Annotated in this window: 19 protein-coding genes; 11 read left to right on the top strand and 8 right to left on the bottom strand. The window is 61.5% G+C overall.

Annotated elements, in window-relative coordinates; all coding sequences use genetic code 11:
* Window positions 1–29: 29 nt before the first annotated feature.
* The 5 genes from ACA046_RS10170 (at window position 30) to ACA046_RS10150 (ending at window position 4,772) form a co-directional block, all read left to right on the top strand.
* A complete protein-coding gene (locus tag ACA046_RS10170; RefSeq protein WP_318303826.1) occupies window positions 30–920 on the top strand; it encodes a bestrophin family protein in 891 nt (296 codons plus the stop codon).
* A 126-nt stretch (window positions 921–1,046) separates the two neighbouring features.
* Window positions 1,047–2,549 (top strand): glycine betaine/L-proline transporter ProP, encoded by a 1,503-nt coding sequence (gene proP, locus ACA046_RS10165; RefSeq protein WP_076016140.1) that lies wholly within the window; start codon window positions 1,047–1,049, stop codon window positions 2,547–2,549.
* Window positions 2,550–2,672: 123 nt separating this feature from the next.
* Window positions 2,673–3,101: a DUF2231 domain-containing protein gene (locus ACA046_RS10160; RefSeq protein ID WP_076016141.1), complete on the top strand. Its 429-nt coding sequence runs from the start codon at window positions 2,673–2,675 to the stop codon at window positions 3,099–3,101.
* Window positions 3,098–4,390: a PQQ-dependent sugar dehydrogenase gene (locus tag ACA046_RS10155; RefSeq protein ID WP_497676385.1), complete on the top strand. Its 1,293-nt coding sequence runs from the start codon at window positions 3,098–3,100 to the stop codon at window positions 4,388–4,390. The genes ACA046_RS10160 and ACA046_RS10155 overlap by 4 nt, the downstream gene beginning before the upstream one ends.
* A gap of 82 nt (window positions 4,391–4,472) precedes the next feature.
* The gene (locus tag ACA046_RS10150) at window positions 4,473–4,772 is read left to right on the top strand and encodes a DUF3144 domain-containing protein (RefSeq protein WP_076016143.1); all 300 of its coding nucleotides are present in this window, start codon (window positions 4,473–4,475) and stop codon (window positions 4,770–4,772) included.
* Between the two features lie 16 nt (window positions 4,773–4,788).
* Here ACA046_RS10150 and ACA046_RS10145 read toward each other — a convergent pair whose 3' ends face one another.
* Window positions 4,789–5,169, bottom strand: coding sequence for a type 1 fimbrial protein (locus ACA046_RS10145; RefSeq protein ID WP_076016144.1), 381 nt, complete (start codon window positions 5,167–5,169; stop codon window positions 4,789–4,791).
* A gap of 110 nt (window positions 5,170–5,279) precedes the next feature.
* Window positions 5,280–6,503, bottom strand: a complete 1,224-nt coding sequence (locus ACA046_RS10140) for an MFS transporter (protein ID WP_497676384.1) — start codon at window positions 6,501–6,503, stop codon at window positions 5,280–5,282.
* A 125-nt stretch (window positions 6,504–6,628) separates the two neighbouring features.
* Here ACA046_RS10140 and ACA046_RS10135 point away from each other — a divergent pair, with 125 nt between their 5' ends.
* A complete protein-coding gene (locus tag ACA046_RS10135) occupies window positions 6,629–7,333 on the top strand; it encodes a TetR/AcrR family transcriptional regulator (protein WP_076016146.1) in 705 nt (234 codons plus the stop codon).
* Here ACA046_RS10135 and ACA046_RS10130 read toward each other — a convergent pair.
* On the bottom strand, window positions 7,236–8,159 hold the full coding sequence (locus ACA046_RS10130; protein WP_497676383.1) for a LysR family transcriptional regulator: 924 nt from the start codon (window positions 8,157–8,159) through the stop codon (window positions 7,236–7,238). The genes ACA046_RS10135 and ACA046_RS10130 overlap by 98 nt on opposite strands.
* Window positions 8,160–8,302: 143 nt before the next feature.
* On the opposite strand from ACA046_RS10130, the gene ACA046_RS10125 reads away from it, so the two are divergent.
* Window positions 8,303–8,656 (top strand): hypothetical protein, encoded by a 354-nt coding sequence (locus ACA046_RS10125; protein ID WP_497676382.1) that lies wholly within the window; start codon window positions 8,303–8,305, stop codon window positions 8,654–8,656.
* A gap of 840 nt (window positions 8,657–9,496) precedes the next feature.
* Here ACA046_RS10125 and ACA046_RS10120 read toward each other — a convergent pair.
* A complete protein-coding gene (locus ACA046_RS10120) occupies window positions 9,497–10,393 on the bottom strand; it encodes a LysR family transcriptional regulator (RefSeq protein WP_063031899.1) in 897 nt (298 codons plus the stop codon).
* A 117-nt stretch (window positions 10,394–10,510) separates the two neighbouring features.
* On the opposite strand from ACA046_RS10120, the gene ACA046_RS10115 reads away from it, so the two are divergent.
* From ACA046_RS10115 to ACA046_RS10105, 3 genes are all read left to right on the top strand, one after another.
* Window positions 10,511–11,176 (top strand): RraA family protein, encoded by a 666-nt coding sequence (locus tag ACA046_RS10115; protein WP_076014563.1) that lies wholly within the window; start codon window positions 10,511–10,513, stop codon window positions 11,174–11,176.
* A gap of 11 nt (window positions 11,177–11,187) precedes the next feature.
* Window positions 11,188–12,396 carry a pyridoxal phosphate-dependent aminotransferase gene (locus tag ACA046_RS10110; protein WP_497676381.1) on the top strand — a complete coding sequence of 403 codons (1,209 nt, stop codon included), beginning with the start codon at window positions 11,188–11,190 and terminating at the stop codon, window positions 12,394–12,396.
* A 91-nt stretch (window positions 12,397–12,487) separates the two neighbouring features.
* Window positions 12,488–13,816, top strand: a complete 1,329-nt coding sequence (locus ACA046_RS10105) for a cation:dicarboxylate symporter family transporter (RefSeq protein WP_167662487.1) — start codon at window positions 12,488–12,490, stop codon at window positions 13,814–13,816.
* 71 nt (window positions 13,817–13,887) lie between these two features.
* On the opposite strand, the gene yghU is transcribed toward ACA046_RS10105, so the two are convergent.
* The 4 genes from yghU to ACA046_RS10085 form a co-directional block, all read right to left on the bottom strand.
* On the bottom strand, window positions 13,888–14,730 hold the full coding sequence (gene yghU, locus ACA046_RS10100; protein WP_421553391.1) for a glutathione-dependent disulfide-bond oxidoreductase: 843 nt from the start codon (window positions 14,728–14,730) through the stop codon (window positions 13,888–13,890).
* 145 nt (window positions 14,731–14,875) lie between these two features.
* Window positions 14,876–16,303: an efflux transporter outer membrane subunit gene (locus ACA046_RS10095; protein ID WP_459027422.1), complete on the bottom strand. Its 1,428-nt coding sequence runs from the start codon at window positions 16,301–16,303 to the stop codon at window positions 14,876–14,878.
* On the bottom strand, window positions 16,296–17,477 hold the full coding sequence (locus ACA046_RS10090) for an efflux RND transporter periplasmic adaptor subunit (protein WP_459027420.1): 1,182 nt from the start codon (window positions 17,475–17,477) through the stop codon (window positions 16,296–16,298). The genes ACA046_RS10095 and ACA046_RS10090 overlap by 8 nt, the downstream gene beginning before the upstream one ends.
* 1 nt (window position 17,478) lies before the next feature.
* The gene (locus ACA046_RS10085; RefSeq protein ID WP_497676380.1) at window positions 17,479–20,667 is read right to left on the bottom strand and encodes an efflux RND transporter permease subunit; all 3,189 of its coding nucleotides are present in this window, start codon (window positions 20,665–20,667) and stop codon (window positions 17,479–17,481) included.
* Between the two features lie 309 nt (window positions 20,668–20,976).
* Between ACA046_RS10085 and ACA046_RS10080 the strand changes: the two genes are divergently transcribed.
* Window positions 20,977–21,363, top strand: a complete 387-nt coding sequence (locus ACA046_RS10080) for a MarR family winged helix-turn-helix transcriptional regulator (protein WP_459027416.1) — start codon at window positions 20,977–20,979, stop codon at window positions 21,361–21,363.
* The last annotated feature ends 596 nt before the right edge of the window (window positions 21,364–21,959 follow it).

Here is a 21,959-nt window from a genome sequence, read left to right as displayed (position 1 = left end):
ATGTTTACCGCTCGCCGCGAGGTTTCCGTTTGAAAGCTGCCATCATCAAAAAATACCGCCTGATCATCAAGACCATGGGCTATGTGGGCTGGGCACTGTTCTGGCTCCTGCTCTGGGATATCGCCGTCACCGTGGACTTCATGCTGTTCCTCAACAGCAAGATCAACCTGCCGCTGATGCCACTGACTTTGCTCGGTTCGGCGCTGGTGGTGCTGATCAGTTTCCGCAACAGCAGCGCCTATAACCGCTGGTGGGAAGCACGCACCTTGTGGGGCGCAATGGTCAACAATTCCCGCAGCTTTGCGCGGCAAGTGCTGACGCTGCTGGATGACCCGAACAATGAGGTCAACCCGATAAAGTCGACGTTGCTGCGCCGTCACGTGGCCTACGTGAACTGCCTGGCGGCGCACTTGCGGGGCCAGCCTTGCCCGGAGGAAATCCGCGCGTTCCTGCCAGCCGACGAGTTCGCCCGCAGCACCAGTACCAATAACTTTTCCAACGACATCCTCAACGGCTCCGCAGCCCTGCTGGCCCAGGAATACAAGGCCGGTCGCCTGGACAGCATTCGCCTGGCGCGACTGGAATCGACCCTGGTGGATTTGTCCAACAGCCAGGGCGGCATGGAGCGCATCGCCAATACGCCGCTGCCCTACCCTTACGTGTATTTCCCACGGCTGTTCATTTCGCTGTTCTGCCTGATCGTGCCGGTGGGCCTGGTGGAATCCCTGGGCTGGTTCACCCCGCTGGCGTCCACGGTGGTGGGCTTCATGCTGCTGGCGATCGAACGCATCGGCACCGATTTGCAAAGCCCGTTTCGTGACAGCGAACACCAGATCCAGATGGAGACCATCTGCGAAACCATCGAGAAAAACCTGCAATCGATGCAGCGTGATTCCCTGGGGGGCGACCGGATCCATTGATATTTGCTGGCCATTAACAAAAAAATCCAGCCAACGGTGAATTATTCAGTGTCCGCATGTATCTGACCAAAGAGCACGTGCCATTAAAACAATGGCAATGAAATGGACCAGGGCTGAGTAATTCCCATGAAATCACGCAAGAAAACCGTCAATCCGATTGGATTGGATGACATCACCATCGTCGACGACGCCAAGATGCGCAAGGCGATCACCGCCGCTGCGCTGGGCAACGCCATGGAATGGTTCGACTTCGGCGTATACGGCTTTGTCGCCTATGTACTCGGCAAGGTGTTTTTCCCCGAGGCATCCCCCAGCGTACAGATGATCGCCGCCCTGGCGACCTTCTCGGTGCCGTTCCTGATTCGCCCGTTGGGCGGCCTGTTTTTCGGCCGACTGGGGGACAAATACGGCAGGCAAAAGGTCCTGGCCGCGACCATCGTGATCATGTCCATCAGCACCTTTGCCATCGGTTTGATCCCCTCTTATGACTCGATCGGGATCTGGGCGCCGATCCTGTTGCTCTTGGCCAAGATGGCCCAGGGCTTCTCGGTGGGCGGTGAGTACACCGGCGCGTCAATCTTCGTCGCCGAATACGCCCCGGACCGCAAGCGCGGCTTCCTCGGCAGCTGGCTGGACTTCGGCTCCATCGCCGGCTTCGTCCTTGGCGCCGGTGTCGTGGTGTTGATTTCGGCGGTGATCGGCGAAGAGGCGTTCCAGTCCTGGGGCTGGCGCCTGCCGTTCTTCCTCGCGCTGCCATTGGGCATGATCGGGCTCTACTTGCGTCATGCCCTGGAAGAAACACCGGCCTTTCAACAGCATGTGGAGCAACTCGAACAAGGCGATCGCGAAGGCCTGGCGGGCGGCCCGAAAGTGTCGTTCAAGGAAGTCGCCACCAAGCACTGGCGCAGCCTGATGACCTGCGTCGGCGTGGTGGTGGTGACCAACGTCACCTACTACATGCTGCTCACGTACATGCCGAGCTACCTGTCTCACAACCTGCACTACAGCGAAAACCACGGCGTGTTGATCATCATCGCGATCATGGTCGGCATGTTGTTCGTGCAGCCAATGATTGGCTTTGTCAGCGACAAGATCGGGCGTAAACCCTTCATTCTGTTCGGCAGCATCGCGCTGTTCTTCCTCGCCATTCCGGCGTTCATGCTGATCAACAGCGGCAAACTCGGGCTGATTTTCTCGGGGCTGCTGATCATTGCGGTGGTGCTCAACTTCTTTATCGGCGTGATGGCGTCCACCCTGCCGGCGATGTTCCCTACCCACATCCGCTACAGCGCGTTGGCCAGCGCCTTTAACATCTCGATCCTGGTGGCCGGCCTCACGCCGACCGCCATGGCATGGCTGGTGGAGACCACCAACAACCTGTACATGCCGGCCTACTACCTGATGGTGTTCGCCGTATTGGGGCTTTTCACCGCCCTGACCATGAAGGAAACCGCCAACAAACCCCTGCGCGGCGCAGCGCCGGCGGCGTCGGATATCGAGGAAGCCAAGGAGCTGCTGCAGGAGCACGAAGACAATATCGAGCAGAAGATCGAAGACATCGACGCGCAAATCGCCGAACTGGAAGCCAAGCGCGAAAACCTGGTGCAACAGCATCCACGCATCAACTGACACAACATATTTAGAAACGAATAGACGGTGAACTAACGCGCAAGCAGCAGGCTCCTTCCTTAAGCGCAGTCAGCGCGGCCCTGATGAGCCTCATCAGGGCCGCTCAACGATAAGGAGCCGCCCGTGACCGTCACCCCCGCCCTCACCTACCGCTGCACGCCTGGCCCGCTTCACGCGACCTTGCTGGCCGGTACCGTCCCGCTGTTTCTCGGCGCCTTGCTGAGTGACATTGCCTACTACCAGACCTACCAGATCCAATGGAGCAACTTCGCCGCCTGGCTGATCGCCGGCGGCCTGGTGTTCTGTGGGCTGGCGGGGTTGTTTGCGCTGGTCAACCTGCTGCGGGCCGACCGCAAGGCCGGGCGCCCGACGGTGTACTTCCTGCTGTTGCTGGTCACCTGGGCACTGGGCCTGGTCAACGCCTTTGAACATGCGAAGGATGCCTGGGCCGTGATGCCTTCGGGCCTGGTGCTGTCCGCAATCGTGACCCTGCTGGCCTGCGTGACCACGTGGGTCGGCCTGACCAACCTGCGTTCGGGAGGTGCCCAATGAAGCCTTCCAGCACGCTGACCGTTTTAAGCATGGCGATATTGTTGAGCGCCTGCGGTGGCGAAGCCGACAGCACTCAGGCTCGCGGCCCCGACCCCAAGCTGCCGGAACCTCAACGCGGCCTGCTGCCCAGCATGAAGATCGCCGAACCGGTGGCCTGGGGTGAGCAGAAACCCACCGTGCCCGAGGGTTTCAGCATCACGGCCATCGCTACCGACCTGCGGATTCCGCGCCAGACCCTGGTGCTGCCCAACGGTGACATCCTCGTCGCCGAAGGCCGCGGCGGCAGCGCGGCGAAGCTCAAGCCCAAGGACGTGATCGCCAGCGTGATCAAGGCCGAGGGCAACACCAAGGTCAAGGGTGGCAATCGCCTGACCCTGCTGCGCGATGCCGACGGTGACGGCACCTACGAGCTGAAAACCGTGTTCGCCGACAACCTCAACGCACCGTATGGGTTGGCATTTGCCGACGGCAAGCTGTACGTGGCCAATCAGGATGCGCTGGTGCGCTTCGACTACGAAGACGGCCAGACCAAGGCCGGTGGCCCGCCCACCACCGTCACCGACCTGCCTGCCGCGATCAATCATCACTGGACCAAATCCCTGGCGATCAGCCCCGATGGCCGCTCGCTGTATGTCGGCATCGGGTCCAACAGCAACATCACCGAGCGCGGCATGGAGGTCGAGATCGACCGGGCGATGGTCTGGCAGATCGACGCCGCCACCGGCGCTCACAAGCCTTATGCAACCGGCTTGCGCAACCCGACCGCCCTGACCATTCAACCGGGCTCCGGGCAGGTGTGGGCGGTGGTCAACGAACGGGATGAATTGGGCCCGGACCTGGTACCGGATTACCTGACCTCGGTGCGCGAAGGTGAGTTCTACGGCTGGCCCTACAGCTATTGGGGCCACAACGTCGACACCCGCGCCCAACCGCAAAACCCGGCCAAGGTCGCCGCCGCGATCAAACCGGATTACAGCCTGGGTTCCCACGTCGCGGCACTGGGCGTCGACTTCTCCATCCCGGCCATGGGCGAGAAATATGCCGACGGCGTATTCGTCGGCGAGCACGGCAGCTGGAACCGGGATAATCCGGTGGGCTACAAGGTGATCTTCGTGCCGTTCCGCAATGGCAAGCCGGCCGGCGAACCGCTGGACTTCGCCACGGGTTTCCGTGGAGATGATGGCAAGACTCGCGGGCGGCCGGTGGGGGTCACGGTTGATCCGAAGGGTGCGCTGATCATTGCCGATGACCTGGCCAACACGGTGTGGAGGGTGACGCGCAATAAATGAGGCCTGAAGCGGCCAACGTGGTTGCCTTCCCGGGGAGCGCGGCGGTACCTTCGCCGCACTCACGAACAGGAAGGTAACCGCAATGCCAGACACTACCGACAACGGCTTCTACGACCGCGCGGACGCGCACATCGAGCTGTCCAACGAGCAGTTCAGGGCGTTCGCCGACCTAGGCAAAATCAGCGCCTCTATGATGTTCGGCACCACACGGTTCAATGCCTGGGTCAGCGCACGCAGCTTTAAATCCGGCGAAGAAATGGCCCAGGCCCGTGAAGCGATGCTGAAGTATTTCTGTGATCAGTACCGGATGATGCTTGAGGATAACCTCGACGATCACATCAATAATTTCAGCAAGTACATGCTAGTCAAGGCACCTGAATAAGCCGGTTTTATTCCGCTTAAGGGGAGGTCAATGTCACCAGGTACTTGCCTGAATTCACAGGCTTCCCTTGGCCATCCACCAATGTGTATTGCTGCTGGTAATAAGGCCCCGACCGCCCGCTGTCGGCGACCAGTTTCACGCTGACGGCGCTGTGATCAAGGGCAGTGACCGAGCTCACCGGCTCCACGTTACGGACGCTGATGGCGCTGCCACGTGCCAGGCTCGGGCAGTTGCTGAGTTTTAGTCCGTCGGCCATGGTGAGCGGCGTGCAAGACGCCTCGACAATGCTGCCGTGAAAGTAAATGACTCCCTGCCCCACCGGGCTCGCGGCCATGCAGGCGCCGGAGAGGCTGAACAGCAGGCCAACATGGATTGCAGACATTCTCTTGATGCTCATGCCAATACTCCCGGGGTTAAAAGCCTATGCCTCGGGATATCGGCCGATTGGCGGATTATTTTAAGATTTGTCTGATGTTAGAACCGGTTATTTCAGCGACTTTGGAAATATCAGTCCCCGCCAACCGCAGGCTTGCCGTGCGCCCTGAACCCAGGTTTGAAACCATGGTTGCGAGCGGCCCACGTAATCGCAAAACCCACCGCCAGCAACACCAACATCGCCCACGGGAATGACGCCACACCCCAGGTATCGAGCAACACTCCGCCCACCACACCACTTCCCGCAATGGCGCTGTTCCAGGCCACCACATTCAGCGACAGTGCCACGTCTGCCCCGTCCCCGGCCGCGTCCGCCAATGCCGTTTGCAGCAACGTTGCCGCGCCGCCAAAACTCAAGCCCCAGACCGCCACACCGACATAAATCACACCGGGCACCTGCGCGAGAAAACCGAACGCCAGGCACGTCGCCGCGAAGCCCGCCAGGCTGATCAAAACGGTCTTGCGCAACGCCCCATCCACCAACCTGGCCGTCACCCAAATCCCGAGCAGCGCCGCCACACCAAACACCAACAACACCAGATCCACCCGATCAACCAAGCCCGCCGGGGCCACAAACGGCGCGATGTAGGTATAGAGAATGTTGTGAGCGAGCATCCATGAGATCACCACCGCCAGCACTGGCCGCACGCCCGGCGTGGTCAGCACCTTGCGCAACGGCATGCGCTGATGGGCCGACTGGCCGGGATAATCCGGTACTTTCACCAGCACCCAGACAATCAACACCAGGGTCAGCGCCGACATGATCCCGAACGTGGTGCGCCAGCCCACCAGTCCACCCAGCCAGGTGCCTAGCGGCACGCCGAGTGACAGGGCAATCGGCGTTCCTACCATGGCCAGCGCCAATGCCTTGCCCTGCTGATGCGGTTCAACCATGCGCCGCGCATAGCCGGCCAACAAACTCCAGGCCAGCCCGGCGGCCATCCCGGCGAGGAACCGCGCCAGCAGCGTGAGCCCGTAGTGGGACGACAGCGCCGTGATGGAATTGAACAGCAGAAAACCGACGATGGTCAGCAGCAGCACATTGCGTCTACGCCAGCCGCGAGTAGCGATGGTCAGCGGGATCACCGCCAGCACCGAACCCAGCGCATAGGCGGTGACCATCTGCCCGGCCATGGACGCTGAAACGCCCAGGCCATCGCTGATCAGCGGCAACAGGCCTGCCGGCAGGGTTTCAGTGACGATGCAGATAAAACCGGTCATGGCCAGGGCGAGCAAGGCGCCGATGGGCAAGCGGTCGGGAACGGCGTCTGCCGATAAGGTGGTTGAGGGGGTCACAGGGAAACTCCTTGAACTAGAGGACTTAAATACCGATCGATATAAATGTTGGGCGCACCACGTAGCGTTGTCAACGACTTATGTATCGACTAGTATTTATCTCATTACCCCGAGAGGATTCCCCCATGGCGCAGATGGGCCGCCCCCGCACTTTCGACCGAGACCAGGCCGTGGAACAGGCCATGCACCTGTTCTGGGAGCACGGTTACGACGCCACGTCCCTGAGCCAGTTGAAAAGCGGATTGGGCGGTGGCATCTCCGCGCCGAGTTTTTACGCGGCGTTCGGCTCTAAGGACGCGCTTTTCCAGGAATGCGTGCAGCGTTATCTGGCGACGTTCGCCCAGGTCACCGAATGCCTGTGGGATGACGGCCTGCCACCGCGCCAGGCCATCGAGACCGCGCTGCGCCAATCCGCACGCATGCAGTGTGAAGAGGGGCATCCCAAAGGCTGCATGGTGGCCCTGGGCGTGATGAGCGCGCCCTCCCCCGAGAACGCGCAAGTGACCCATGCGCTGACTCATTCACGGGAGCGCACCCGAGCGGGCATTGTGCATTGCGTCGAGCGTGGCATTCGCGCAGGCCAGTTACCCGCCGAGACCAACGCCCGTGCGATGGCTACGGTCTACGACAGTTTCCTGCAGGGTGTGTCGATCCTGGCCCGGGATGGCGTTGACGCTAATGCCATCGATACTGCCATCGGCCAACTGATGCTGACCTGGGATTTATCCGCCGCTACAGCGCCGCCCATTCGGCGCGATGCTCCAGCAGAAAGTCCACAAACGCCCGCACCCGATGGGGCACGTAGCGGCCGTGGGGATACAGCAAGGTAAACGGCCGTGAGCGTCCACCGTAAGGCTGCAACACCTCCACCAGGCTGCCGTTGGCCAACTCGTCCTCGACGATGAATTTATAGGTCTGGAACAGTCCGGCACCGTGCTTGGCCAGGGTTACGCCACCGAGCACATCGTCAGAGCAGCTGTAGCCCGCTTCACCGGCAAACTCCCGCTCCTTGCCGTCCACCTGGAACAGCCAGGAAATGCGCCGCCCGTTGCTCGGCAATTCGTACTGGATGCACTCATGGTCCGGCAAATCCTCCAGGGTTTGGGGCGTGCCGGCACGCTTCAGATACGACGGCGCCGCAACCACCACCAGCTTGGCGTCTTCCAGCAACCGCGCAATCAGCGTCGAGTCCGGCTGGGCACGCACGCGGATGGCCAGGTCATAGCCTTCGGCGACGAAATCAATATTGCGGTTGCTGATGTGGATATCCACGGTGACTTGCGGGTACAGCGCACGGAATTTCGGCAGCAGCGGCAGGATCCGGTGATGGCCGTAGGTGGTCGGGATGCTGATGCGCAACAGCCCGGACGGCACCGATTGCGCGCCCATCATTTCCTGCTGGGCTTCCACCAGTTGCGTGAGGGCCTGGCGGCATTGCTCGAAAAACGTCCGCCCGCCATCGGTCAGGCGGATGCTGCGGGTAGTGCGTACAAACAATCGGGAACCCAGGCGTTCTTCCAGCCGAGAGATGCTGCGGCTCACCGCCGCCGGCGTCACGCCCGCCACTTGGGCGGCGGCGGTAAAGCTGCTGGCCTCGGCAGCCAGGCAGAACAGCTCGATGCTGCCCAACTGCAAATCTTCGAAATGGCGCTTCATGATTGATTACACCGGGTATCTACTTGGGGATTCACCCGCTCTATTTATCAGCAAGGGCCGCATAAATATAGGGGTCCTACCTGGCCCGTGCTTGCTTTCATTCCACGCACACCGCCCACAACTTCCGTGGCAATGCTCCGTCGTTGGACCTTGCGAACGCCATCAACAACCAGCCGGTCGTGGTCAACCGATCACCGAGTACCGACCGTGGTTCGCAGATCGACTCCCTGCAAAAAGGCGTGTATTTCCAGGACCAGATCAAGTTCGACGAGGCCACCACCTCGCGCGCAGGGTTGGTGTACAAGGCTGACAACGGCCTGGCACCGTACCTGAGCTACAGCGAATCGTTCTTCCCGGTAGCGGGTGTGAGCAAGGCCGGGCAAGTGTTTGTGCCCACCGAAGGCAAGCAGTACGAGTTCGGTGACTTACCGCTGGTAGGCCAACAACGGCTCACTCAGCGGTTCGGGGCGTCAGGCATATGGCGTTGGGGGCGGTGATTGGGGGCATATCCGTTGGTTTTGTTACGGCTACTATTGGTTCCGCTCTTACAGCGGCTCACTTTTGAACAGCGCAAAAGTAAGCAAAACGCTCTTGCCCCACCACTCGGCACCTCGCTTGGGCTCGGTGTGCCCTCACTCCGGCTTTGGAGCGTGGGCCGCCGCGATGGGCCATCCTTGGCCCAGCGCGGCTAACCCGGCGTCCTGCCGGGTTACCCACGCTCCAAAGCCTGCGTTCGGCCAGCGTGGTTTAACGGGGCGCCTAAGATCAAGATCAAAAGCAGATCAACAGCACAGCGGCCTACAGGCCGGCTTGAGTGTGGTGAAGCAACAGCAACAGCAAAATCAGAATCTAAAGCGGGCACGCTCCAAATGTGGGAGCGGGCTTGCTCGCGAAGGTCGTTAACGATGACGCGGGCATCCTGATTCAACGCGGCGGTCTCAGGTTTTTCGCGAGCAAGCCCGCTCCCACAGAAAAGCAGCTCTGCTTTCGCTCTCGATCTTGCCTCTGCTTCTAACACTCAAGCCGGCCGGGAGGCCGCTGTGCTCTGCTTTTGATTTTGATCTGACTGCCCCATTCAGCCCGAGGCCGAACGCAGGTATTGCGGAGCGGGTAAACCGGCAGGACGCCGGTTTAGCCGCGCCGGGCCATGGATGGCCCGGCGCGGCGGCCCGCGGAGTAATGCCGGAGTGAGGGCACACCGAGCCTAGGCGAGGTGCCGACAGGCGGGGCAGAGCGTTTTGGTTACTTTTGACTGGGCCGGCATTCCGGCTTTTCAAAAGTGACCCGCTGTAAGAGCGGAACCCTAAGTAGCCGTTACCTAAATAACGGATATACACTCAAAACAACAACCGCGAAAAATCACAACACTGCACCGCCAACTGCGCCACATTCTGGTTCAAGCCAAACTGCCGATCCCCGCGATGCAACGCCACATACCCAACCTTGGGCAGCGCCGGTTCCGTCTCCAATGCGCGTAATTCTCCGCGCTCGATCAAATGCGACAAGCACGCCTTGGGCAAGTAACTCACCCCCACCCCCGACAGCGCCAGCCCGACCTGCACCAGCAAGTTATGGCTGGTCAGCTTACGCGGCATCTGCACAGCATGCGCCGCCAGCCAGCGCTCATAAAGCAGGCCCGTCCCGGAGTGCGAACCCTGGGTCAGCACCGTGTACCCCGCCAACGCCTCAAGCCCTACCGGATCAGGCTCACTGACTAACCACGGGGCGCACATCCAGGCGTTTTCCACACTGCCCAACGGCGTACTCAGGAAGCGCGAATCACTGTAGGCATCGGGCACGATCACCAGGTCCAGTTCATCACTCTCCAGCTTGCGAAACAGCTCGCTGCTCAACTCTACTGACGGCTCGATCTGCACTTTGGGATACGCCTCACGCAACGCTTCCACCAGCGCCGGCAACCAGGTGAAGGCCGTCAGTTCCGTCACCCCCAGGCGAAACCTGCGCACCAGCACTTCACGGGTGCTGACCCGCTCCAGCAAGTAGTCGCGGCGCTCCAGCAGGTCCTTGGCGTAGTCGAGCAACTCGGCGCCTTTTTCGGTCAGCCGGGCATTGCGTTTGCTGCGGTCGAAAATCTCGACATCGAAGGTTTCTTCCAACTCCTGGATGCGCTTGGAAATCGCCGACTGCGACATGTTCAGCTTGTTCGCCGCCGCTTCGAAACTGCCCAGCTCGGCAATCCAGTACAACGCGTCGATTTGCTTGAACGTGATCATCGGCCACCTCCCATGAGAAAAAGCGATCCTATCAGATAATAAAATATCGCTAAAACTGCTTCTTCATCGCTCCTAAGATCTAGCCACAGACCCATAAGATCAATCGGAGTTACAGCCATGTCCTTGCCCGGTTCCCGCATCCTCCCCAACCCACCGCTGGCTTCTGCCGAAGTGCTTGAAGCCTTCACTCACGTGGTCACCCCGCACATCAGCGACAACCTCGGCCGGCACATCGGCGCCCGTGGGCTGAACCGCTACAACCGTACCGGCAAGCTGGTGGGCACCGCGCTCACGGTAAAAACCCGCCCTGGCGACAACCTGCTGATCTACAAGGCCATGAGCATGCTGGAGCCCGGCCACGTGTTGGTGGTGGACGCCCAGGGCGACACCAACAACGCGGTGATCGGCGAGTTGGTCAAGCTCTACGCCCAGCAACGCGGCTGTGTGGGGTTTGTGATTGACGGGGCGATTCGGGATGTCGCGAGCTTCGAGGACACGCCCTGCTACGCCCGCAGCGTGGTGCATTGCGGGCCTTACAAGACCGGCCCGGGGGAAGTGAATGTGCCGGTGTCCATCGGCGGCATGCTGATCAACCCGGGGGATGTGCTGGTGGGTGACGAAGACGGCCTGGTCGCCTTCTCCCAGGCCGACGCCGCCGAAGTACTGCGCAAGGCTGCACAACACGCGGCCCACGAAGAGGAAGTCAAAGCCGAAATCGCCAGCGGTGCGGTGCGCCAGAGCTGGATCGACAAGGTGCTGCAACAGGCCGGCCTGGCGGGTTGAAGGGGTACATCATGAGCACTGCATTTCTGTCCGATCGGGTGCTGGGCATTGCGCCCTCACCGAGCATCGCCGCCAACGCGCTGGTCAGCGAACTGCGCGCCCAGGGTCGGGACATCGTCAACTTCACCGTGGGCGAGCCGGACTTCGATACACCCGCGCACATCCTCGAAGCAGCCAGCGCCGCGATGCACAGTGGTGACACCCATTACACCTCCACCAGCGGCACCCTCGCCCTGCGCCAGGCGATTTGCCTCAAGCTCAAGCGTGATAACCAGTTGGACTATGGGCTGGACGAAGTGATTGCCGGCTGCGGTGGCAAGCACATCATCTATCACGCCCTGGCGGCGACCCTGAATCGCGGCGACGAAGTCATCGTGCACACGCCGTATTGGGTGTCGTACCCGGACATCGCGCGGCTGAATGACGCAACGCCGGTGATCATTCCCGGCGATGAGTCACTGGGGTTCAAGCTGTCGCCGCAAGCCCTGGAACAGGCGATCACCCCGCGCAGCAAATGGGTGATCCTCAACAGCCCGAACAACCCCAGCGGCGCGGTGTACAACGAAGCCGAGCTGTTGGCCCTGGCCGAGGTGCTGCGGCGTCATCCCCATGTGCTGATCATGGCTGACGAGATCTACGAGCACTTTGTCTACGACGCTGCCCGCCACGTGTCCCTGACCCGACTCGCACCGGATTTGAAGCCGCGCACGCTGATCGTCAACGGTGCCTCCAAGGGCTATGCCATGACCGGCTGGCGCCTGGGTTTCGGTGCAGGCCCGGCGTGGCTGATCGCGGCCATTGCCAAGCTGCTTTCGCAAACCACCACCTGCCCTAGCTCTCTCAGCCAGGCCGCTGCGGTTGCCGCCTTCGCCGGCGACCAGGCGCCCATCGCCGGGATGCGCGAGGTGTACCAGCAACGCCGCGAACACATGCTGAGCCTGCTCGAAGACGTACCCGGCGTGAGCTTCACCCCGCCGGATGGCGCGTTCTACGTGTTCGCCAACGTCGCCGGATTGATGGGCAAGACCACCGAGCACGGCGAGCGGATCGACAGCGACACACAACTGGCCGAGTACCTGCTGCGGGAACACGGCCTGGCCACCGTGAGTGGTGCGGCGTACGGCATGTCGCCGTATATCCGGCTGTCGTTCGCCAGCTCGCTTGAAGTGATTGAAGAAGGTTGCCGTCGCCTGAATGAAGCGTGCCATCGATTGCGCTGACGGATACCCGCCCCACCCGGCGGCCACGGATGGCCGCTCATTGACTGCCTAGAACAACACTCATAATCATTGATATAAATGAGGCATTCCCATGCACAAGCCCCGCATCGCGCTGGTCTGGCAAATCCTGATCGGCCTGCTCGCCGGCATCGCCATCGGTGCCCTGCTGCACCGTTTTCCCGAGTCCCGGCCGTGGCTGGTGGACAACCTGCTGCAACCGGCGGGCGATATCTTTATCAAGCTGATGAAGATGATCGTCGTGCCCATCGTGTTTGCCTGCATGGTGGTGGGCATTGCCGGGCACGGTGACGGTAAATCCCTGGGACGCATCGGGGCCAAGTCCCTGGGCTATTTCTTCTGCATCACCACGTTGGCGATCATCGTCGGGCTGGTGATGGGCAACCTGCTCCAGCCGGGCGCCGGCACCGAACTGGCCAGCCTGAAAGCCAGCGCGGTGACCTTGCCCACCAGCAGCGCCGGCGGTGGCCACAGCCTGGGGCAGATCATTGTCGGGATCATCCCGGACAACGTGATCAACGCCATGGCCCAGGGCAGCTTGCTGTCGGTGCTGTTCTTCGCGGTGATGTTTGGCCTCGGGGTTTCGCGCTTGCCGGCCGAGCGCAAAGACCCGGTGATTGCCCTGCTGCGCGGGGTGTCGGAGGCGATGTTCAAGGTGACGTCGATGATCATGGCCTACTCGCCCATCGGCGTGTTCGGGATGATCGCGGTCACCGTGGCCAACTTCGGGTTCAGTTCGCTGCTGCCGTTGGCCAAGTTGATCATGGTCAGCTACGTGTCGATTGCGTTCTTCGTGCTGGTGGTGCTCAACCTGGTGGCGCGGCTTTGCGGGATCAACCTGTTTGCGTTGATGCGGCATATCAAGGACGAACTGATCCTGGCGTTCTCCACCGCCAGCTCGGCGGCGGTGATGCCGCAACTGATGAAGAAGCTCGAAACCTACGGCGTGCCGCCTTCGCTGGTGAGCTTTGTGGTGCCGGTGGGGTATTCGTTCAACCTAGACGGTGCGTCGCTGTTCCTGGGGATCGGCACGCTGTTCGTGGCGCAGTTGTATGGCATCGACCTGAGCCTGGGCGACCAGGCCCTGCTGGTGGTGACCATGGTGCTGACGTCCAAGGGCGCGGCCGGCGTGCCGGGGTTCATGTTCGTGATTCTGTCGGCGACCCTGGCGAGTGCGGGCTTGCCGTTGGAGGGCATCGCGTTTATCGCCGGGGTGTATCGCCTGATGGAAATGCCGACCACCGCATTGAATGTGCTGGGCAATGCCCTGGCACCGCTGGTGATTGCCAAGTGGGAGCGCCGTGAAGGCACCGCAGAAACCTGTGGCGAGGGGGCTTGTCCCCCGTTGGGCTGCGCAGCAGCCCCAATAAGCTCACCGAATTTTCCTGAAAAAACGCGGTAAATTTTCAGGGCTGCTACGCAGCCCAACGGGGGACAAGCCCCCTCGCCACAAGGTGTGGGTTGCCAGCTCTATCAACGGTGCAGGTCGAGGTCCGACGCCTCATGCCGCTCGCGCAGTTGCTCTGAAGGCTCGCCCGACACACGGTTGACCCGGCGCCCTCGCTGTACCGCCGGCCGCGCTTCGATGGCATCGGCCCAGCGCAGCACGTGCGTGTAATCCTGCACCGAGAGAAACTCCCCCGCCTCATACAAGCGGCCTTTCACCAGGCCGCCATACCACGGCCAGATCGCCATGTCGGCGATGGTGTATTCGTCGCCAGCGATGTATTCGTGCTCGGCCAGTTGCTTGTCCAGCACGTCGAGTTGGCGCTTGGTTTCCATGGCGAAACGGTCGATGGCGTATTCGATCTTGGTCGGCGCGTAGGCATAGAAATGCCCGAAACCACCGCCCAGATATGGCGCGCTGCCCATCTGCCAGAACAACCACGACAGGCACTCGGCACGGGCCGCCGGTTCGGTGGGCAAGAACGCGCCGAACTTCTCGGCCAGGTACTGCAGGATCGCCCCCGACTCGAACACCCGAATTGGCTTGGGCCCGCTGCGGTCCAGCAGCGCGGGAATCTTCGAGTTTGGGTTGACGCCGACGAAGCCACTGCCGAACTGGTCGCCGTCACCGATCTTGATCAACCACGCATCGTATTCCGCACCCTGGTGACCCAGGGCCAACAGCTCTTCCAGCAGGATCGTGACTTTCTGGCCATTGGGCGTTGCCAGGGAATACAGCTGCAACGGATGACGACCGACCGGCAATTCCTTGTCGTGGGTCGCACCGGCGATGGGCCGGTTGATGCTGGCGAAAGTGCCGCCGTTTTGGGTTTTCCAGGTCCAGACTTTTGGCGGTACGTAATCAGTCATGCCACTACTCCTTGGATTCAATGTTCACAGCAACTAACTAAATAACTAACTGTAGGAGCGAGCTTGCTCGCGAAAAACCCGAGAGCACCGCGTTTAACCTACAAATACGCATAATCGTTAACGACCTTCGCGAGCAAGCTCGCTCCTACAGGTTTTTTTGGGCCAGTTGGGCAATATTCCAGCCGCCACCCAATGCCTTGATCAACCCTACGTTGGCGCTTAACTGTTGAGTCTGTAGATCCAGCACAGTTCGCTGTGCCTGCAACGACGCTACCTGCGCCGTCACCACATCCAGGTACGCGGCGCCGCCCTGGCGATAGCGCGCCAGGGACAAGTCCTCGGCGTACTGCGCAGCAGCGGCAGCATCACGCTGGTCAACCAGGGCAGTGTCGAGCCCGGAGATGATCGACAGGTTGTTCTCCACCTGCTCGAACGCGGTCAACACTACACCACGATACTTGGCTGCGGCTTCATCGGTTGCCGCCTTGGCACTGTCGACTCCGGCCTGGCGCGCGCCACCATCAAAAATCGTCCCCACCAGCGACGGGCCAATGGCCCAGAAAATGTTGGGCGCACTCAACAAATGCGCGAACTCATCACTCTGGAAACCGCCTTGGGCACTCAGCGTGAGGGCCGGGAACCAGGCCGCTTTCGCCACACCTATGCGTGCATTGGCCGAGGCAATCCGACGCTCGGCAGCGGCGATATCCGGCCGGCGCTGCAACAGCGTAGACGGTACGCCGGTGGGCACGCCGGGCAAGGCGATATCCGCGACGCTGGGGGCAATCGCGTAGGTCGATGCGGACTCACCCAACATCGCCGCTATCGAGTGTTCAAGCACTGCACGCTGCACCCGGTTCTGGCTCAGTTGCGACTTGACCGTCGACAGCTGGGTACGCGCCCGCGCCACGTCCAGGCCGGAAACGATACCGCCGCCATGCAAGCCTTCAGTCAGGCTCAGAGCCTTGGCGTAAGCGTCACTGGTTTCCTGTAGCAACTGGTCTTGCCGGTCGATGCCACGCAGGCGGATGTAGCTGTCAGCCAACTGAGCCTGCAAGCTCAAGCGCACCGAAGCCAGGTCTGCCTTGGCGGCCTGGGCGTCGCTGGTGCCGGCGGCAACGGTGTCACGCACGCGGCCCCAGAGGTCGACTTCATAGTCCAGTTCTACACCCACTGTCCCGGAATCGTAAACATTCGGCGGGCTGGCTGAGCGCAGTGGCCGGGTGTCCGACTGGCGAATCCGCTGGGCATTGCTGGAACCGATCAGCTTCGGAAAAAGCCCGGATTGCGCCTGGGCCAAAAACGCCTGGGCCTGGGAATAGTGAGCCAATGCCGCGCTCAAGTCCGGGTTGTTTTGCAGCAACTGCTGCTCCATCCCATCCAGTTGCGGGTCCTTGTAGATATGCCACCAACCGTCACGACTCGCTTGGTCGTTCGGTGTGCCGACGGTCCACGGTCCTTGGGTATGGAACTGCGCGGCCACGGGTACCTCCGGCACGTCCAGCGGCGGCGCCAGGTGGCAGGCGCCCAGACCCAGGGTCGCGATCAATACCAGGCAAGTACGCTTAGCCATGGGGTTTGGCCTCTGCGGTGTTGGCGGCCAGTTGCACCGAATCGTCGTCGGCCAGGCCGTCGGGCGGGGTGTCGATCACCCGGTCAGTGGCGACGAGGCCACTGCCGATTTCCACGCTGTCACCAAAGTCACGGGCGATGGTCACGGTCTTGAAGTGCACGTGATTGTTCGCATCGAGGGTGGCCACACGCATGCCTTTGTCATCGAATATCAGGGCGCTGGCAGGCAGGCGCAGCACGTCGGTCTGCACCGGCAAGGTGAACTGCACGCTGGTGTAGCCGCCCGGCAACAGGCGGCTGCCGGGGTTGTCCACCAACAGTTGCACCAGGGTGCTGCCGGACGCGGCGTTGACCGCATCAGCGGTGGCGATCACCTTGGCGGTGAAGGTTTCGCCGCGATATTCCGGCACGCTGAGACGCGCCACGGTGCCCACCTTGATCTGCGGCGCCGACGACTGCGGCACCTGCACATACACCCGCAGGCGGCTGACATCGGAGACCGCGAACAGCTCTTTGCCAGTGGCACCACCGGCACTGATCAAGGCACCCACATCGGTGGAACGCGCGGTGACCACGCCGGCGAACGGTGCGGTCAACCGCTGGAAACCCTTGGTGGCAACCAACTGGTCGACGTTGGCCTTGGCCGCGACCACTTTGGCCTGCTTGGCGGTGAGGTCGCCGGTGCGCTCATCCACGTCCTGGCGCGACACCGAATCCGAGGCCAGCATCGCCTGCCAGCGCTTGGCGGTGGTCTGTGCCAGCGACTCGTCGGCCTGGGCCGAAGCCAGTACAGCCTTGGCTTGCAGCAGTTGTTGATCGAGCTCCGGCGTGTCGATTTCGGCCAGCAGTTGCCCGGCCTTCACGTGGTCGCCGATGTCGACGTTCCAGGTCTTGAGGTAGCCATTGACCCGGGCAAAGATCGACGCTCGGGAGTACGCCTCAAGGCGCCCCGGCAAATTCAGGATCGGCCCTTGGGGCTGCACGCTCGGAGTGATCAGGATCACGCTGGGCAAGGCCTGGGCATCGGTCCAGGTTTTCAGGTCGCGGGATTCGCTGGCGCGCACGCCGATGCCGAACACCACCACGGCGACCAGCATCACCAGCCCCAGCACGAGCCAGAGCAGACCACGGGATTTACGGCGGGGTGAACCCGGATTGGAAACGGAAGTGGACATGTCAAACCCCTTGAGTGGCGGTGGTCGCAAGCGTGGCGTGCTGACGCCGCCCGTGCACAAGACTGAAAATCAGCGGAACCAGGAACAACGTGGCAATGGTGGCGAAGGCCAGCCCGCCGATGACCGCACGGCCCAGGGGAGCGTTCTGTTCGCCGCCCTCCCCCAGGCTCAGGGCCATGGGCGCCATGCCGATGATCATCGAAATCGCGGTCATCAATACCGGACGCAGACGGGTAAAGCCGGCTTCAAGCGCCGCCTGCACCGCATCCCCGTGCACCGCCAGGCGTTCGCGGCAGAAGCTCACCACGAGGATCGCGTTGGCGGTGGCCACGCCCATGCACATGATCGCCCCGGTCAACGCCGGTACCGACAGCGGCGTGTGGGTGATGAACAGCATCCACACAATCCCCGCGAGCGCCGCCGGCAAGGCGGTGATGATCACGAACGGGTCAGCCCATGACTGGAAGTTGACCACGATCAACAGGTAGATCAGCACCACCGCGCCAAGCAGGCCAAACAGCAAGCCGCTGAAAGCCGCGTTCATGGTTTGCACCTGGCCCTGCAACAGCACTTTGGAACCGGTGGGCACCTCGCTGGCGTGGGCGGCGAGGATCTTCTGGATGTCGGCGGCGACGGCGCCGAGGTCGCGGCCCTGGATCGCGGTCAACACCTCCACCACCGGCTGGATATCCGACTGGGTCACCACCGAGTTGCTGTGGCTGCGGTCGATGGATGCCAGGCCGCCGAGGGTCTGGTCCGATGCCGCACCCGCACTGCCGCTCAACGGCAGGTTATGCAAGGCGGCCAGGGTGTCGAGGCCGTATTGCGGGGTTTGCATCACAATCGGGTAGGACACGCCGTTGGCCGGGTTGAGCCAAAACGTCGGCGCCACCTGGCTGGAACCGGCGAGGTTAACCACCAGGCTGTTGGTCACGTCGCGCTCGTTCAGGCCCACCAGTTGGGCTTGAGTACGGTCCACGTTGATATTGAAAGTCGGCAGTTGCCGCGACTGCTGGATACGCGCATCCACCACACCCGGCACCCGCCGGATTTCCCGCAGCAACGTGCTGGCATAGGTGAAGTTGGCTGGCAGGTTATTGCCGCTGACTTGCACATCCACCGGCGCGGAAGACCCGAAGTTGAGGATCTGCCCGACGATGTCCGACGCCGGGAACGAGAACACCGCATTCGGGAATTCACGGGGCAGTCGTTCACGCAGTTCGCGCATGTAATCGGCGGTGGGACGATGGCCCTCTTTCAGGCTGATCTGGATATCGCTGTCCTGGGAGCCAACGGTGCCGGTGTTGTTGTAGGCCACGTTGATCCCGCTGATGGCCAGGCCGATGTTGTCGACGATGGCCGCCAGCTCCTGCGAGTCGATGACTTTGTGGAGGGTGTTTTCGATCTGCGAGACCAACCGCGCATTGCTCTCGACCCGTGTACCGATCGGGGCACGCACATGCAGCAGGATCTGCCCGGAGTCGACCTCAGGGAAGAAGTTGCGGCCGAGAAATGGCACCAGCGCAAACGACACGGCAACAAACGCCAGCAGCGCGATCACCACGATACGGCGGTGATGCAAGGCACTTTCCAGTGCCCCGTGGTAAACCCCGCGAAACGCCTCGAACTGCCGCTCGAACCCGCGCTGGAATTTCACCAGCGGGTTGTTCGACGGCGCGACCACCGGCGTGCCGTCCGCATGATGTTCGTGAGGCTTGAGCAGGTAATTGGCGAGGGTCGGCACCAGGGTTCGCGAGAGGATGAACGAGGCGATCATCGCGAAGATCACCGCTTCCGCCATCGGCACAAACAGGAAGCGCGCCACGCCTTCCAGGAAAAACATCGGCACGAACACGATGCAGATACACAGCAGCGACACGAACGCCGGCGTGACGATCTGCGCCGCACCGTCGAGGATCGCCGTCTCCACCGGTTTGCCCTGCTCCAGGTGCCAGTTGATGTTTTCGATGGTCACCGTGGCGTCGTCCACCAGAATCCCCACGGCCAATGCCAGGCCGCCGAGGGTCATGATGTTGAGGGTTTCACCGAGCGCCGACAGCGTGGCAATCGACGACAGGATGGCCAGCGGAATCGAGGTGGCGATGATCACCGTGGAGCGCCAACTGCCGAGGAACAACAGGATCATCAGGCTGGTCAGCGCCGCTGCAATCACCCCTTCACGGGCCACACCGCTGATGGCCGAACGCACGAACAGCGACTGGTCGCCGATCAGGTCGATGTTCAGGTTGGGCGGCAACGCGCCTTTGTTGTCGGCCAGTTTGTCCTTAATGCCGGCGATCACCCCGAGGGTCGAGGCCGAACCGGTCTTGAGCACCGGCAACAGCACCGAACGGTTGCCGTTGACGTGCACGATGTTGGTCTGCGGCGGGTTGCCGTCGCGTACGGTGGCCACGTCACGAATCAACACGGTAGTGCCGTCGGCGGTCTTGATCGGCAGGTTTTCCAGGTCGTGGAAATCCGTCGGCGAGTTGTTCAGTTGCAGGTTGAACTCGTAGCTGCCGATCTTTTGCGTGCCTATTGGGGTGATCAGGTTCTGCGTGGCCAGGGCGGTGGCCACGTCCTGCGCCGACAGCCCGCGCGCCTGCATCCGCGCCGAGTCGAGGTCGATCTGCACCTGGCGGGTCTTGCCGCCGAACGGGTATGGGAGTGCCGCACCGGGCACCGTGGTCAGCATCAGGCGCACGGTGTTAAGGCCCAGGTCACCGAGTTTCTGTTCGCTGAGGCCTTTACCGGACAACGCCAATTGCACGATCGGCACGGTCGAGGCGCTGTAGTTGAGAATCAGCGGCGGCGTGGTGCCCGGTGGCAATTGACGCAGGATGGCCTGGGACACCGAAGTCATTTGCGCGTTGGCGGTACTGATATTGACGCCTGGCTGGAAGTACACCTTGACGATGCCGAAGCCGTTCAACGACTCCGCCTCGATATGGCGAATGTCGTTGACCGTGGTGGTCAGCACGCGCTCGAACGGCGAGGTGATCCGGCCGGCCATCTGATCCGGAGGCAAGCCGGTGTACTGCCAGATTACGGCAATCACGGGGATGCGAATTTCGGGGAAGATGTCGGTCGGGGTACGCCAGGCCGCGAGCGGGCCCACAATCAGAATGAAAATAGCCAATACCAGGAAGGTATAGGGGCGCCGCAATGCGATGCGCACAAGGCTGAGCATAGGTGTGATCCAGACAGGAAGTTGAACACTGAAGGAGGCACTGAACAGTGCTTTCCTCCTGCCTCGCCCGTCTGTGTTCCGGGCCAACTGCGCTGACATCCGGTCAAAATAGAGGCATATGCCACGATATAGCTTTTAGAGGTATACGCAACTAATTTGTTGCTACATGTGTCAATATTCATCTTGCCGGATTAACGTTCGGTTAACCCTTGATCTGTAGCGAGTGATCAACCTGTGAAATGCGCACCGCCCGTCCTGAATAGTCCCAGCACCTGTTCCAATGGAGCCGTGCGTCGTGCGTCCCGGCGGATGGCGCAAATTTATGATGAGGCGTTTTTGCCGTTTGGGCTGAAGGCTACTCAGTATTCGTTGATGAACCATATCGCCAATGGGGACTCGCCGAAGATGCGTGATTTGGCGCAATCGTTGGTGATGGATTTGTCGGCGCTGGGGCATACGCTCAAGCCGCTGGTGCGGGATGGGTTGGTGGTGTTGCAGGTGGATGAGTTGGACCGCCGCAGCCGACGGGTGCTGTTGACCGATGCGGGGCAGCGTAAGTACGAGGAGGCGCGGGTGGTGTCCAGGCAGATGGCGATGCGGTTTGATGCGGCTTTTGGTGCTGAGGCGGCTTGCGAGTTGCGTAAGGCCATGGACTTTATTGCGTCTGATGAGTTTGCTCGGGCGTTGTTGGGTTAGGGGGCATATCCGTTATTTGGGTGATGGCTTCGATTGGTTCCGCTCTTACAGCGGCTCACTTTTGAACAGCGCAAAAGTAAGCAAAACGCTCTTGCCCCACCACTCGGCACCTCGCTAATGCTCGGTGTGCCCTCACTCCGGCTTTGGAGCGTGGGCCGCCGCGATGGGCCCTCCTTGTCCCAGCGCGGCTAACCCGGCGTCCTGCCGGGTTACCCACGCTCCAAAGCCTGCGTTCGGCCAGCGTGGTTTAACGGGGCGCCTAAGATCAAGATCAACAGCAGATCAAAAGCACAGCGGCCTACAGGCCGGCTTGAGTGTGGTGAAGCAACAGCAACAGCAACAGCAAAACCAGAAGCGGGCACGGTCCAAATGTGGGAGCGGGCTTGCTCGCGAAGGTCGTTAACGATGACGCGGGCATCCTGATTCAACGCGGCGTTCTCAGGTTTTTCGCGAGCAAGCCCGCTCCCACATAAAGCAGCTCTGCTCTTGATCTGCTTTTGATTTTGATCTGAGGGCCCCGTTAACCACGATGGCCACAAGTAGGCACGGTGGAGCGGGTAAATCGGCAGGAAAGCCGATTTAGCCGCTGTAAAAGA

It is taken from the genome of Pseudomonas sp. LBUM1641, assembly GCF_059716235.1.
The sequence above is the reverse complement of the archived record's forward strand: the minus strand, read 5'-3'. Positions and strand labels throughout refer to the sequence as shown.

What these genes read in the sequence shown, in the direction of transcription:
- proP (WP_076016140.1), top strand. Translation starts at nt 1,047, where the DNA reads ATGAAATCACGCAAGAAAACCGTCAATCCGATTGGATTGGATGACATC.
- ACA046_RS10155 (WP_497676385.1), top strand. Translation starts at nt 3,098, where the DNA reads ATGAAGCCTTCCAGCACGCTGACCGTTTTAAGCATGGCGATATTGTTG.
- ACA046_RS10150 (WP_076016143.1), top strand. Translation starts at nt 4,473, where the DNA reads ATGCCAGACACTACCGACAACGGCTTCTACGACCGCGCGGACGCGCAC.
- ACA046_RS10145 (WP_076016144.1), bottom strand. Translation starts at nt 5,169, where the DNA reads ATGAGCATCAAGAGAATGTCTGCAATCCATGTTGGCCTGCTGTTCAGC.
- ACA046_RS10135 (WP_076016146.1), top strand. Translation starts at nt 6,629, where the DNA reads ATGGCGCAGATGGGCCGCCCCCGCACTTTCGACCGAGACCAGGCCGTG.
- ACA046_RS10130 (WP_497676383.1), bottom strand. Translation starts at nt 8,159, where the DNA reads ATGAAGCGCCATTTCGAAGATTTGCAGTTGGGCAGCATCGAGCTGTTC.
- ACA046_RS10120 (WP_063031899.1), bottom strand. Translation starts at nt 10,393, where the DNA reads ATGATCACGTTCAAGCAAATCGACGCGTTGTACTGGATTGCCGAGCTG.
- ACA046_RS10115 (WP_076014563.1), top strand. Translation starts at nt 10,511, where the DNA reads ATGTCCTTGCCCGGTTCCCGCATCCTCCCCAACCCACCGCTGGCTTCT.
- ACA046_RS10110 (WP_497676381.1), top strand. Translation starts at nt 11,188, where the DNA reads ATGAGCACTGCATTTCTGTCCGATCGGGTGCTGGGCATTGCGCCCTCA.
- ACA046_RS10105 (WP_167662487.1), top strand. Translation starts at nt 12,488, where the DNA reads ATGCACAAGCCCCGCATCGCGCTGGTCTGGCAAATCCTGATCGGCCTG.
- yghU (WP_421553391.1), bottom strand. Translation starts at nt 14,730, where the DNA reads ATGACTGATTACGTACCGCCAAAAGTCTGGACCTGGAAAACCCAAAAC.
- ACA046_RS10095 (WP_459027422.1), bottom strand. Translation starts at nt 16,303, where the DNA reads ATGGCTAAGCGTACTTGCCTGGTATTGATCGCGACCCTGGGTCTGGGC.
- ACA046_RS10090 (WP_459027420.1), bottom strand. Translation starts at nt 17,477, where the DNA reads ATGTCCACTTCCGTTTCCAATCCGGGTTCACCCCGCCGTAAATCCCGT.
- ACA046_RS10085 (WP_497676380.1), bottom strand. Translation starts at nt 20,667, where the DNA reads ATGCTCAGCCTTGTGCGCATCGCATTGCGGCGCCCCTATACCTTCCTG.
- ACA046_RS10080 (WP_459027416.1), top strand. Translation starts at nt 20,977, where the DNA reads ATGGCGCAAATTTATGATGAGGCGTTTTTGCCGTTTGGGCTGAAGGCT.